Source organism: Streptomyces sp. NPDC001599 (assembly GCF_042893535.1).
In the GTDB taxonomy this organism is placed as follows: domain Bacteria; phylum Actinomycetota; class Actinomycetes; order Streptomycetales; family Streptomycetaceae; genus Streptomyces.
This window is the reverse complement of sequence record NZ_JBIAVA010000003.1, coordinates 645,753-659,857: the sequence shown is the minus strand read 5'-3', so window position 1 is coordinate 659,857 and position 14,105 is coordinate 645,753. Positions and strand designations below refer to the sequence as shown.

Annotated in this window: 4 protein-coding genes; 1 reads left to right on the top strand and 3 read right to left on the bottom strand. The window is 73.8% G+C overall.

Features of this window, described 5'->3' with window-relative positions; genetic code table 11:
• Positions 1-4: 4 nt before the first annotated feature.
• Entirely contained in the window at positions 5-217 is a 213-nt protein-coding gene (locus ACFYZ3_RS11860) for an MbtH family protein (protein ID WP_388515682.1), read from the bottom strand.
• Between the two features lie 88 nt (positions 218-305).
• Between ACFYZ3_RS11860 and ACFYZ3_RS11855 the strand changes: the two genes are divergently transcribed.
• Positions 306-1,397: an alpha/beta fold hydrolase gene (locus ACFYZ3_RS11855; RefSeq protein ID WP_388515680.1), complete on the top strand. Its 1,092-nt coding sequence runs from the start codon at positions 306-308 to the stop codon at positions 1,395-1,397.
• A gap of 16 nt (positions 1,398-1,413) precedes the next feature.
• On the opposite strand, the gene ACFYZ3_RS11850 is transcribed toward ACFYZ3_RS11855, so the two are convergent.
• Positions 1,414-3,114 carry an ABC transporter ATP-binding protein gene (locus tag ACFYZ3_RS11850; protein WP_388515678.1) on the bottom strand — a complete coding sequence of 567 codons (1,701 nt, stop codon included), beginning with the start codon at positions 3,112-3,114 and terminating at the stop codon, positions 1,414-1,416.
• Positions 3,101-14,074: an amino acid adenylation domain-containing protein gene (locus ACFYZ3_RS11845; RefSeq protein ID WP_388515677.1), complete on the bottom strand. Its 10,974-nt coding sequence runs from the start codon at positions 14,072-14,074 to the stop codon at positions 3,101-3,103. The genes ACFYZ3_RS11850 and ACFYZ3_RS11845 overlap by 14 nt, the downstream gene beginning before the upstream one ends.
• Positions 14,075-14,105: the final 31 nt, after the last annotated feature.

Genomic DNA, 14,105 nt, shown 5'->3' with positions numbered 1-14,105 from the left:
GGCCTCAGGCGTCCGCGGTCCCGGCCAGGGAACGCGGGCGCAGGTCGGTCCAGTTGGCCTCGACGTAGGCCAGGCAGGCGTCCCGGGTGTTCTCCTCGAACACGGTCGTCCATCCACCCGGCACCGCCGCGAAGGACGGCCAGAGCGAGTGCTGGCCCTCGTCGTTCACCAGGACGACGAAGCGGCCGTCGGCGTCGTCGAAGGGGTTGGTGCTCATACGCGGTACCTCCCAGTGGATTAGGTTAGGCTCGCCTAATGCGCGATGAGCTTAGCCTTCCGAATTTCCGCTCCACAAGGAGACGTTCATGAGGGGGGAGGGTGAGGACGCCTTCGCCGCGTTCGGGCTGAGCGCCGTGCCCGGCACCGACGCCTTCTGGGACGGTCTGACGACGCCCCGGTCGATACCCGACGGCGACGGGTGGACGACCCTGTTCCTGCGGCGCGGGCCGCAGGCGGCGAGCGTCGTCTTCGAGAGCTGGTCGGATCCGGTGCCTCTGCGGCGCTGGCGCGACACGGACTGCTGGTACGCCGAGGTGCGCATGCCGGCGCGGCTGCGGGTGACGTACCGGTTCGTCGTGGGCGAGGACGCGTACGCCGACCCGTACAACCCCGCGGGCGCGGGCGGCGAGCGCTCGGTCGCCGCGACCCCGGACGCTCCGGCCCAGCCGCACTGGCCCCTGGTCGACGCCGCCGACGTCCTGCCGCTGCCCCGCACCCGGCTGCGCTGGACCAGCGAGCGGCTCGGCGGGCGGCGCACCGTGCGGATCCACCCGGTGGGCGGAGGCGGGCCGGTGGTCCTGCTGCTGGACGGGGACGACTGGCTGTACCTGCACCCGGCGACGGCCGCCTTCGACTCGGCCGTCGCGAGCGGCGAGATGCCGCCGGTCACCCTGGTGTTCCTCCCGGCGGGGGACCGCGACGCCGAGTTCGGGTGCCGGCCCGCGCTGTGGGAGGCGGTGCGGGACGAGTTGCTGCCCCTGGTGGCCGGGAGCGGGGTGCGGGCCGACCCCGGCCGGACGGTGGTCGCCGGGCAGAGCCTCGGCGGTCTGAGCGCGCTGTACGCGGCGCTGGAGTTCCCGGACCTGGTGTCGCGTGTCGCCTGTCAGTCGGCGTCGCTGTGGTGGACGCCCGGCGCCGCGGAGCTGCCGGACCCCCTGGGCGGCCCGGTCGGCGGCACGATCGCGGCGCGGCTGCGCGCGCGTCCCGACCTGTCCGGGCTGCGGATCGCGTTCGACGTGGGGGAACACGAACGGCGGATGCTCCCCCACTGCGCCCTTGTCGAGTCCCTGACGGAACAGGCCGGTGCGACCGTGCGGGTCTCCAGGTCGGCCTCCGGCCACGACCGCGCGGGTTGGCGGCACGCGCTGCTCCGGGACGTGGCCTGGGCCCTCGGGTAGGGCCGCCGCTGCGGGGTCACCGGGTCACCGCCAGGCAGTACGCCTCGTCGGTGGCGAGGAGGTTGCGGTGGGTGTCCTCGGCGGTGATGACGCCCTCGTCCAGGACGAGGACGCGGTCGGCGGCGTCCAGGAGGGCGGGACTGCTGGTGATCACGAGGGTGGTGCGGTCCCGGCGGAGCTTGGCCACGCCCCGCGCGATGAGCTGTTCGGTGACCGCGTCCACGGCCGTGGTCGGGTCGCGCAGCACCAGGACGTCGGTGTCGGCGGCCAGGGCGCGGGCCAGGGACAGCCGTTGGCGCTGCCCGCCGGAGAGGTTGGCGCCGCGGTCGCGGACGGCGTAGTCGAGTCCCTCGCGGTGCAGGGCGACGACGTCGGTCAGCATCGAGGCCTCGACGGCTTCGGGGACGGTCCGGCTGGTGCCGGACGGGTCGATGTTCGAGCGGAGGGTGCCCGCGAAGATCTCGCCGTCGTAGGGGTTGACCAGCAGGTGCTCTCGGACCTCCTCGACCGCCAGCTCCGCGAGGTCCCGTCCGCCGACCCGCACCGTCCCCTCGTAGGTGTCGGGGGGGACGTTCAGGGCCAGGACCGCGGCGAGATCGGCCGCCGCGCGCGGCTGGTACGCCGCGACGGCCACGAACTCGCCGGCGCGGACCCGGAACCCCACCTTGCGCAGCGCCCCGTGCCGCACCCCGTCGACCTCCAGGTCGCCGCCCGCCGCATGTCGCTCCGTCCCCGGTGTCGTCACCGGCGGCGCGGTGAGGACGAGCGCCATCCGTTCGGCCGAGGCACGCGCGATCATCACGTACTTCGGCATCTCGGAGAACAGCTTCAGCGGTTCCATGATGAACTGCGCCAGGCCCACGGCCATGACCAGTTCGCCGATGTTGATCCGGCCCCGGAAGGCCAGCCAGCCGGCCGTGAGGGTCACGGCGGCGGCGAGCACCGCGTTGAGGGCCAGTGCGGTGCCCGCGTAGACGCCGCTCACCCGGGCGACGGTGACGGACTGGCGCTTGGCCTCCGTGCTGACCTCGCGGTAGGAGCGGAAGGCCGCGTGGTTGCCGCCGAAGCCGTGCAGCGGGCGCAGGCCGATGATGAGGTCGGCGACCTTGGCGCCGGCCCGGGCCACCCGGGCCTGCTGCTCGCGGGTGCTGGAGCCGATGCGCCTGGACATCACGCTCAGGACGGACAGGATCGCGACGGTGCCCACGATGACCAGCAGTCCGAGCCGGATGTCGGCCAGCCCGAGCGCCAGCGCCGCGATCACCACCGCCACCAGCGAGCTGATCAGCAGCGGCACCACCTCGATGATGTCGGCGGTCTGGTCGGCGTCCTCGGTGGCGATGGTCAGCACCTCGCCGGACTTGAGGTCGACGTCCCTGGCCACCGGCTGGAGGCCGCGGCCCGCGACCCGGACCCGCCAGCGGTGTGCCTCGGTGGTGTTGGCCTTCTGCAGGATCCGCATCCCGAACCGCCAGGACAGGGACACCGTCGTGATGATCACGGCCAGGGCGGCGACGGAGACGCCGAGCGCCGCCGGGCTCCGGTCCCGCATGGTGTGTTCGACGATCAGGCCGAGCGCGATGGGGAAGGCGGTCTCACCGGCCTGGTAGAGGCCCATGAGGAGGGTGCCCCAGGCCATCGCGCCGACGTTGCGCCGCAGGGCCGTACGGAGGATGTCGGACCCCGCGCGGGGCCGCTGTGTGTCAGGAGTGGTCATCGAGGTGGCGGGCAATCGCTTCCGGGGTTCGCAGGGTGAACAGATCGCGGATGGTGATCACTGGACCGTACTCCCGGCGGAGCAGCCCGGTCAGCCGCACCGCCAGCATGGAGTGCCCGCCGAGGGCCACGAAGTCGCTCACGGCGCTCACCTCGTCGTCGTCCAGGTCCAGGGCCTCGGCGAAGAGCTCGCACACCGTCGTCTCGGTCTCCGTCTGCGGCGCGCGCTCCCCCGCCGTGGTCAGCGCGCCCAGCGGCTTGGCCTCCGGGAGCGCCTTGGTGTCTGCCTTCCCGTTCACGGTCAGCGGGATGCGGTCGACCTGGGCGTAGTGGGTGGGACGCAGGAAGTCCGGCAGTGCGGCGCCCACTTGGGCGGCGACCTCGGCCAGATCGGCGGCGTCCAGCACGAGGTAGGCGGCCAGCCGGTGGGCGCCGTCGACCTGCGGGTCGGGCTGGGCGACGGCGGCGACGAACCGCACGGCCGGGTGGGCGGCGAACGCCGCCTCGACCTCGCCGAGTTCGACCCGGTGGCCGCGGATCTTGACCTGCTGGTCGGTGCGGCCGAGGTACATCAGGTTGCCGTCGGCACGTCGCACCACCAGGTCACCGGTGCGGTACATGCGCTCGCCGGGCGCGCCGAACGGGCAGGCGACGAAGCGGTGCGCGGTCTGAGCGGGCTGCCCGAGGTAGCCGCGCGCGATGCCGACCCCCGCGACGTACAGCTCGCCGGGGACGCCGTCGGGCAGCGGCCGCAGCCACGGGTCCAGCACGTACACGTCGGTGTTGTCGATCGCGACGCCCACGACCGGGTCCGGGCACTCGAAGGTGCCGACGCCGAGGGTGTTGATGGTGTACTCGGTGGGGCCGTACAGGTTGTAGCCGACGGTGCCCTCGGTCTCGGCCAGCCGCGTCCACAGTGCCGGGGTGACCGCCTCGCCGCCCAGCAGCACCAGCGCGGGCCGGCGGGCCGGGTCGTCGAGCAGGCCCTCGGCGAGCAGTTGCTGCGCGTAGGTCGGGGTGACGTTGACGACGTCGACCCCGTGCTCCAGGCAGTACGCGACCAGCCGGGGTGCGTCGCGGCGCAGTTCCTCGTCGCAGATGTGCACTTCGTGGCCGTCGGCGAGCCACAGCAGCTCCTCCCACGACATGTCGAAGGCGAAGGACACGGTGTGGGCGACGCGGAAGGTGCGGTGGCCGTGCCGCGCCAGGACCGGTTCGAAGATCCGGCGCTGGTGGTTGACGAGCATGTTGGTGAGTCCGGCGTACTCGGTCACCACCCCCTTGGGCCGGCCGGTCGAGCCGGAGGTGTAGATCGTGTACGCGGGGTGCCGCAGCCGGTCCGGGTCGCCCGGCGCGAAGGTCACGCACGGCTCGGCGTCCGGCAGCGGCCGGTCCAGCTCGATCAGGTCCGGGCCGCCGGTGAGCCGGGGCGTCACGGCGCTCACCGTGAGTACGGCGTCGGGGCGGGCGTCCGCGACGATCGCGGCGATCCGCTCGTCCGGGTGGTCCAGTTCCAGCGGCACGTAGGCGGCGCCGGTGCGCAGTACGGCGAAGAGGGCCACGATCGAGTCGAGCGAGCGTGGGAGGGCGAGGCCCACCGTGGCCCCGGGGCCGATGCCGCGCCCGGCCAGCACACCCGCCACGGCCCGGCTGCGGTCCCGCAGGTGCGCGAAGGTCATGGTGGAGCCGTGGGCGACCAGCGCCGTCCGGTCCGGTTCCCGGTCGGCCGCCTGGTCGAAGCGGTCCACGACGGTGTCCGTGCCGATCCCGGTGCGCGGGGCGGGCTCGGGGGCGGGGGCCAGCCCGGGCAAGGTTCCGACCGGCGCACGGGACTCGGCGGCCCCCGTGGGTCCGGCCAGGTCGTCGAGCACCCGGAGGTAGTCGTCGAGGAGGGTCCTGGCGCGGGCGGTGTCGTGGTCGCGGTACTCCAGCTTGACGGTGAGCCGGTCGCCGGGGGTGACGACCCACGTGAACGGATAGTGGGTGGAGTCGTCGGCCCGCACCGAGGTGATGCCGTGCCGGGCGTTCATCTCGGCGAAGGCGTCCAGGTCCAGGAAGTTCTGGAGGACGAACAGGTTGTCGAACAGGGTGTCGTGGCCGCCGGCCCGCTGGATCTCGCCGAGCCCGAGGTGCTCGTGCTCCATGGCGTCGACCCTGGCCTCCTGCACCGCCGTCAGGTAGGCGCGGACCGTGTCGTGCGGCCGGGCCCGGGTCCACATGGGCACGGTGTTGAGCAGTACGCCGACGATGTCGGCCAGCCCTTCGCCCTCGCGGCCGGAGACGGTCACGCCGAAGACGGCGTCGGCGCGGCCGGTGCGGGCGCCCAGGAAGAGGCCGAAGGCACCGGTCAGCACCGAGTTCAGCGTGACGCCGTACGCCCGTGCGGCCGCCCTCAGCGCGTCCGACCGTTCGGCGGTCAGCGTGTGCGCGAGTGCGCGCGGCAGGTCGTCGGGGAGGGCGGGCGCCGGTCCGGCGAGCAGGGTGGGGGCGGACAGGCCGGCCAGGTGCCGCGCCCAGAAGCGTTCCGAGGGGGCGGGGTCCTTGGCGGCCAGGGCCCGGGCGTGGTCCTCGAAGCCGGGGGTGGCGGGCTCGGCGTCAAGCGGCGCGCCCTCCAGGACGGCGCGGTAGGCGTCGAACAGGTCGCGGAGCACGATCTCGCGCGACCAGCCGTCCCACAGCAGCAGGTGGTAGCTGAGCAGCAGGCCGTCGCGGTCGTCGGGCAGGCGCACCACCGTCAGGCGGATCAGCGGCGGCTCGGCGGGGTCGAATCCGCGTTCCCGGTCCCCGAGGCGCAGGGCGTCGACCTCCGCCTCCGTCGCCGCCTCGACCGTGTGGACGTCGAGGCGGCGGCCCGCGGCGAGGACCTGGACGGGGTTGCCGTCCTCGTCCGTGGTGAAGCCCGCGCCGACGGCCGGGTGCCGGGCGAGCACGTACGCCGTCGCCCGGGTCAGCGCGTCGGTGTCCAGGCGCCGGTCGAAGGTGAAGTAGCTCTGGGCGACGTAGTGACCGGCCGGGCCGGTCAGCTGGGCCTGGAAGTACAGGCCCCGTTGGAGCGGGGTGACGGGTGCCGTGCGCTCGGCCGTCGCCGCGCCCTCGGCGATCCGTTCCAGTGCGCGGTGCCAGTGCTCGGTGATCTCGTCCGGGACGCCCTCGGCGAGGGTGAAGGCCGCGTGCAGGCTGCCGGTGGCCGCGTCGGTCCAGGCGTTCACCTCGACGGCGTACGGGCTGCTCTCGTCGCCGCCGGTGAGGCGCGGTGTGTCGGACTCGCCGCCCCGGCCCAGGTAGTTGAACAGGACCTGCGGGCGGGCGATGTCGAGCAGCGGCGCGGTCTGCGGGTTGAGGTACCTGAGGCCGCCGTAGGCGACGTGCGCGTGCTCGTCCGGCCGGCGTTCGGCGACCTCGCGCGCCGCGGCCACGGGGTCGGTGTGCGCGGTGAGCCGTACGGGCGCGATGGCGGTGAACCAGCCGACGGTGCGGGTGTAGTCGTGGTGGCCGAGGGCGGGGACCCTGCCGTGCCGCTCCAGGTCGACCGCCAGGTCGGTGGGCGTCGGCTGGACGCGGGTCAGCGCGGTGCGCAGCGCGCCGCACAGCAGCTCGGTGAGGCCGAGGCCCAGTGCGGCGGGTGCGGTGCGGGTCACGCGGTCGCTCACGTCGGGGGCGAGGACGACCGTCGTCCCGCGCCGCTTCCCGGCGGCGGGCAGCGGTGCGGGGGCCCGGAGCGTGGTGATCCAGTGGTCCAGGCCGTCGGTCTCCTGTGCGGCCCGCTGCGTGAGCGCCTGTGCGTACTCGGCGTAGGACGTGGTGGGCGGTGCCGGGGCGGCCCCGCGCATCGCTGCGGCCAGGTCGTCCAGCAGGATCAGCCAGGACACGGCGTCGACGGCGAGGTGGTGCACGGCGACCACCAGGGTGCGGCTGGTCTCCAGCCAGGTGAACGCGACGACGTCGCCGTTCTCGGGATCGAGTCGGCCGGCCGCCTCGTCGGCCGTGTGCGTCACGTCGGCTCCGGCCCCGCGGGTCACCGTGACCTCGCGGACGGGTTCGGTGCTCAGGGACCACACCCCGTGCTCGACGCGGAGCCGCAGCCGCAGCGCCGGGTGGGCGGCGACGACGGCGCGCGCGGCTCGCTCCGCCTCGGCGAACCCGGTGCCCTCGGGTGCGGCCAGCGTCCTGGCCTGGGCGAACCGGGCGAGTGATCCGCCCAGTTCCCGTTGGCGCAGCATGATCGGTGTGGGTGGCAGCGGGCCGTCCTGGTGGCCGGTGGGTGCGGGGGAGGCCTCGGGCAGCGGTGCGCTCGTCGCCAGGTGCCCGGCGAGCGCGCGGGGTGTGCGGAGCAGGAACACGTCGCGGGGTGCGACGGGCAGGCCGGCCGCCCTGGCCCGGTTGATCAGGGTGATGGCGACGATGCTGTCGCCTCCGGCACCGAAGAAGTCGGTGTCGGCGTCCGGTGCGGAGCCGGGCAGCGTCTCGGCGAAGAGGCCGACGAGGGTGGCGAGTACGGAGTCGTTCCCGCCGTGCGGTGCGGCCTCGGCGCTCGGCGTGCGTGTCGCGCGCTCGGTCAGCGCCCTGCGGTCGAGCTTGCCGTTGACCGTCAGCGGCAGGGCGTCCACGGACAGCACCCGGCCGGGCACCATGTGCGCGGGCAGCTTCGCCGACAGGAGCCCGGTGAGGTCCGCGGGCACCCGGCCCACGACGTGCGCGACCAGGTGGTCTTCGGTGTCCGCCACGGTGACGGCGGCGTCCACCACGCCGTCCAGGTCGCGGATCGCGGACTCCACCTCGCCCGGTTCGATGCGGAAGCCCTTCAGCTGTACCTGGTCGTCGGCGCGGCCGGCGAACTCCAGCCGGCCGTCGAGCGTGCGGCGGGCGAGGTCGCCGGTGTGGTACATGCGGGAGCCGTCGGCGGTGAAGGGGTTCGCCACGAACCGGCCGGCGGTGAGCCCCGGCCTGCCCAGGTAGCCGAGCGACACCTGGTCGCCGGCGACGTAGATGGCGCCCACCCGGCCCGGTGGCACCGGGCGGAGCCGGTCGTCGAGCAGGTGGGTGACGAGGCCGGGGACGGGGCCGCCGATCGGGCTGGCGGCCCGGTCGCCGGGGGTGAAGTCGGCGGCGGTCAGCACCCGGTGGGTGACGTGGACGGTGGTCTCGGTGATGCCGTACATGTTGACCAGTTCCGGCGACTCGGTGCCGTGCCGCGCCACCCAGTCGCGCAGCCGCGTGAGGTCCAGCCCCTCGCCGCCGAAGATGATCCTGCGCAGTGCGGGCAGCGGCTCGCCCGCGTGCCGGTCGGCCTCGGCGAACCGGTGGAACGCCGACGGGGTCTGGTTGAGCACGGTGACCCCGCGCTCGCGGACCAGGCGGTGGAAGTCGACCGGGGAACGGGTCAGGGCGTACTCCGGCACCAGCAGCTCACCGCCGTGCACGAGTGCGCCCCACAGCTCCCAGACGGCGAAGTCGAAGGAGAAGGAGTGGAACTGGACCCACACGTCGTCCGGGCCGAAGGCCATGGCGGGCCGGGTGTTGGCGAGCAGCGTCACCACACTGGAGTGGGGAACGACGACGCCCTTGGGGCGGCCGGTCGATCCGGAGGTGTAGATCACGTACGCGGGGTCGTGCCGGCCGGCTCCTGGTCCGGGCCGCACGACGGTGGGCGGCTGCTCCTCGCCTTGTACGAGCAGGCGGGCCCGCACGTTCGCGCCGTCCAGCAGCCGCGTGAACCGGTCGCGCTGCTCCGGGGCCACGAGGACGACCTGCGGGGCGGAGTCGGCGAGGACGTACGCCAGGCGCTCGTCGGGGTACGCCAGGTCCAGTGGCACGTAGGCGCCGCCCGCGCCGACGACGGCGATCAGGGCGACGACCTGCTCGACGGAGCGCGGCACGGCGACGGCGACCCGCTTGCCGGGGCCGACCCCGGCCGCGCGCAGGGCGGCGGCCAACCCGTCCTTGGCCAGGGCCAGTTCGCCGTAGGTCAGGGACCGGGTGGCGCCGTCGAGGGCGCACTGGGTGACGGCGGTGGCGGCCGGGTCGCGGCGCGCCGCGGCGTCGAACAGTTCACCCAGGGTGGTCGGCGAGACCGGCTCGACCTGGCCGGTGCCCCCGGACGCCAGGCCGCCGACCGGGGAGTCCGGCCGGGTGAGCAGACCGGTGAGGGTCCGCGTGAAGGTGCGCAGGATCTCGCGGACCTCGGGTTCCCGCAGCAGCTCGGCGTCGTGGATCAGGTTGAAGCGCGGGCGGCCGTCCGGAGTGCGCTCCACCACCAGCGTCAGCGGGTAGTGCGGGGCGCCCTCGTTGACGATGCCGGTGACGGCGAGGGGGTCGCCGGGGCGCCGCAGTCCGTCCACATCGGTCGCGACGTCGAACACCACCAGGGTGTCGAAGAGCGCTCCGGCCCCGGCCCGGCGGGCGATGCGCGCGAGCGAGACGTGCTGGTGCGGCAGCACCGCGGCCTGGTGCGCCCTGACGGCGGCCAGCAGTTCCCGCGCGGTCGTGGTGGCGGCCCAGCGGGCGCGCAGCGGGATCGTGTTGATGAACAGGCCCACCATGTCCTCGATGCCGGGCACGTCCGCGTCCCGCCCGGACACCGTGGAGCCGAACACCACGTCGTCGCGGTGCAGGATGCCGCCCAGGGTGAGGGCCCAGGCGCCGTGCACGGCGACGCTCAGCGGCACACCGGCCGACCGGGCGGCCGCGTCGACGTCGGTGTCCGCCGTCGTCGCGGTGTCGGCGAAGTGCGCGGAGGGCGGGTGCCCCTCGGCTATCAGCGACGGGCCGGGGAGGTCCGCCAGTTGCTCGTCCCACACCCGGTCGCTCGCCGCTTCGTCGCGTGCGGCGAGCCGGCGCACGTGGTCGGGGAAACCGCCGAGCGCGTGTCCGGAACCCGGCGCCCGGTATTCGGCCAGCAGGGTGCGCAGCATGGGCGGCACGGACCAGCCGTCGGCGACGATGTGGTGCACCGTCTGCACCAGGACGTGTCTGCCGGCTCCGACGCGGATGAGCGTGTACCGCATCGGCGGACCGGCGACCAGGTCGAATCCGGCGCGGCGGTCGCGTTCCGCGTGGGCGCGGATCTCGTCGTCGGTGATGCCGGGACGGTCCAGCACGGTGAAGGGCGCCTCGTGCCCGCTCTCCAGCACGGAGACCACGCGGCCGTCGGCCAGGGCCACGAAACGCGCGGCCAGGTTCGGGTGCAGGGCCAGCAGGCGGGTGGCCGCCGCGGCCAGCCGGCCGGGGTCCACCTCGCCCTCCAGCGTGAGCAGTTGCTGCTCGACGTAGCTGCCGGTGGCGTCGTCGTCGTAGACCGAGTGGAAGTACAGGCCCTCTTGCAGCGGGGTCAGCGGGAGGATGTCCCCGAGCGCCGGGCCGTCGAGGGCGTCGACGTCCGCCTGGGTGAGGGGCAGTGGGTGGAAGTCGCTGGGCGAGTGGCCGCCGTTCTCCAGGGCGGCCAGCCCCGTGAGCGCCTCCAGGTAGTACGCGCCGAGGGCCGAGATGTCCGTCTCGGTGAACATGCCGTCCGGCCAGGAGATGGCGGTGACCAGTGTGTAGGCGCCGGTGGCGTCGGGTTCGGCGATCGCGTTGAACTCCAGGGCGCGGGGCAGTCGCATGCGCGGGTCGCGCTTCTCACCCAACTGTCCGTTGACACTCGCGAGTTGCCAGTCCTCCGACGAGCCCGCGTCGAAGCGGCCCAGATAGTTGAAGAGCACCTGGGGGGCAGGGGCGTCGAAGGCGACCTGGGCCAGATGGCGCAGCGCGCCGTAGGAGACACCGTGGTCCGGTACGCGTGCGAGGTCCTCCTTGACCGCCTTGAGCGCGGCGGACAGGTACTCGGGTGCGGTGGGGTCCGGAGCGGTGCCGGGGTCGACGGTCACCGGGAAGAGGGTGGTGAACCAGCCCACGGTCCTGGAGAGGTCCGGCTCGAAACCGGCGGACGGGGCGACGAACGCGGCCTCGCGGCCGTGGCCCTCGAGTTCGAGGTGCGCGAAGGTCTGGGTCTGGCCGAGGTCGTGCCGCCTTCGGGCGAGGGCGACGGCGAGCGCGGTCACCAGGACGTCGTTGACGCCCGCGTGGAACTTCGCGGGTGTGTCGCCGAGGAGCGCGGCCGTGGTGGAGGCGCCGATCGAAACCGTCCGGACCCGCTCGCGTGCCACGGTGTCGTCCGAGCTCAGGGGGCGCGCGCCCAACGGCTCGTCGGGCCCCGGCAGGGCGCGGCGGAAGTAGGTGCTGTCCGCGTCGAACGCCGCGCGTTCCAGCAGCTGGGTCCAGCGCCGGAACGACGTTCCGGCCGCGGGGAGTTCTACCGCGGTGCCCGCGGTGAACTGCCGCCACGCCGTGGCCAGGTCGTCCATCAGCACCCGCCAGGACACGCCGTCGATCACCACGTGGTGGACGACCAGGGCCAGTTGCCGTGCCTCGCGGCGCCAGACGGCGCGCAGCATCGCGCCGCCCGCCGGGTCCAGTTCCTCGGTGGCGAGGGCGAGGCACGCGTCGAGCGGGCGGTCGCTCTCCCGCCAGAGCGCCGCGGCCGGTACCGCCTGTGCCTGTGCCTGTGCCTGTGCCTGTGCCTCCGCCTCCGCCTCCGGGATGTCGAAGCCCCAGCGCTCGCCACGCACCAGCCTGGCCCGCAGCATGGGGTGCCGGCGGACCACGGCGGCGAGGATCACGTCGAGGGCGTCGCCGGTCAGGTCCGCCGGGGTGTTGAGCACGACCGACTGGACGAATCCGTCGATGGCGTCCGTGGTCCCGCCGAGCCACTGCACGACGGGCGACCCCACGACGCTTCCGGTGGGCACGTCGCGGTGGTCCACCACGGTGGTGTCCTCGCGGCTCGCCACCGCCGCCAGCGCTCCCACCGTGCTGTGGGTGAAGATCTGCCGGGCCGTGACGTAGAGCCCCGCGTCGCGCAGCCTGCCGAGCAGCGAGATGGCCAGGATGCTGTCGCCGCCGAGCTGGAAGAAGTCCTGGTCGACGCCGACCCGGTCGAGTTGGAGCAGTGCCGCGACCGCCGCGCACACCGTCCGCTCCGCTTCGGTGGCGGGCGGGGCGGACGAGCCCGCGGCGATCACGGGCTCGGGCAGCGCGTTCCGGTCGAGCTTGCCGTTCGCGGTGAGCGGGAACTCCGGCATCACGACCACGTGGGTGGGCACCATGTACTCCACCATGTGCTCGCCCGCCCAGGCCTTGACCTCGTCCGCCCGCAGGTCCTCGTGTCCCGCGGCCGGGATGACGTATCCCACCAGGTAGGTGCCGCCCGCCGTGTTCTTCTTCGCGACGACGCAGGTGTGGCGCACGTGGGGGTGCTCGGCGAGGCCGACCTCGACGTCCTCGATCTCCAGGCGCATGCCCCGGATCTTGATCTGGTTGTCCGCGCGGCCGAGGAAGTCGAGTGAGCCGTCGGGGGCGAAGCGAGCGAGGTCGCCGGTCCGGTAGAGCCTGGAGCCGTCGTCGGCGAAGGGGTTCGCCACGAACCGGGACGCGGTGAGGCCCGGCGCGTTCACGTAGCCGCGGCCCAGCAGCAGGCCCCCCGCGTACAGTTCGCCGCCCACACCGACCGGCACGGGGCGCAGTTCGTCGTCCAGGACGTACAGCCGGGTGTTGGGATTGGCCCGGCCGATCGACGTCGACAGGCGCTCCGCCGCTCCCCGGTAGACGACGTGCGACACGCCGATCGTCGTCTCGGCGGGGCCGTAGCCGTGGTAGAGGGGGATGTCGAGCCGGGTGCGGAAGCGCTCGTAGAGTTCGGGCGTGAGCACCTCGCCGCCGCACCAGACGTGGCGGAGGCTGTCGAGGCGCCCCGAGTCGCCGGCCATCTCCAGCAGCACGTCCAGCATGGACGAGACCAGGTACGTGAAGGTGACGCGCTGTTCGTCGATCACGCTCAGCAGGTAGTGCGGGTCGCGTTCGCCGCCGGGCCGCAGGACGACGAGTCTGCCGCCGCTGACGAGGGGCAGGAAGATCTCGTTGATGGAGATGTCGAAGGACAGCGGCGCCTTGAACAGGGACGCGTCGTCGTGGCCGAAGCCCAGGATCTCGTGGATCTGCCAGAGCAGGCGCTCGCTGATCGCCTCGTGCCGGATCATGGCGCCCTTGGGACGCCCGGTCGAGCCCGAGGTGAAGATGACGTAGGCCAGGGCGTCGCCGGGGACGGTGACGCCGGTCCCCTCGGTGGGAAGGGTGCCGAACCGCCAGTCGCCGAGGTCGACGGCCACGGCGTCCGGTTCGCCCGGGGCGGGCTCGCCCGAGGCGTTGAGCTGTACGACGACCCCGGCGTCCTCGATGACGACGGCCCGGCGCTCGGCGGGCCAGTGCGGGTCGAGCGGGACGAACGCGCCGCCCGCCTGGAGGACGGCGAGCAGCCCGATCACCATCTCGGCGGAGCGTTCCAGGGAGATGCCGACGACGTCTTCCGCGGTGATCCCTCGTGCGATCAGGTGGTGGGCCAACTCGGCGGAAGACTCCGCGGCCTGTCGGTAGGTCAGGGTGCGGCGCTCGTCGACGACGGCCACGGCGTCCGGCCTGGCGCCCGCCTGTTCGCGGAACATCTCCACCAGGCCGGGGCGGGCCCGGTCGGCGTCGGTGTCGTTCCACCTGGCGAGGAGCTCCAGCCGCTCCGCAGGGCCGGCGGGGCCGATGGTGCCGAGCGGGCGGTCCGGGAAGTCGGCCAGGTCGTCGAGCGCGAGCTGTGCCTCGTCGGGCCCGACGCCGTCCGGGAGGGTGATGGCCCGGCCGTCCGCGTCGACGCTCCAGCCCATGGGCGCGGTACCGCCGTTGTCGGCCCAGCCGAGCACGTCGGTGAACAGGGTGTCCGGGGTGAGGTCGAGTCCGGCGGGGCCGCGGCCCGCGGCCCAGTACGCCAGTGCGACGGCGCACGCCTCGGTGATGACCCGGTCGGAGAAGTCGCCGGTGCGGCGGCGCATGCCGGTCAGTTGCGCGGGAGAAAGCCGTACGAGAGAAGCGGTCGGTTCCATCATCGAAGACTCAACGCCCCTTCCAAGGAATGAA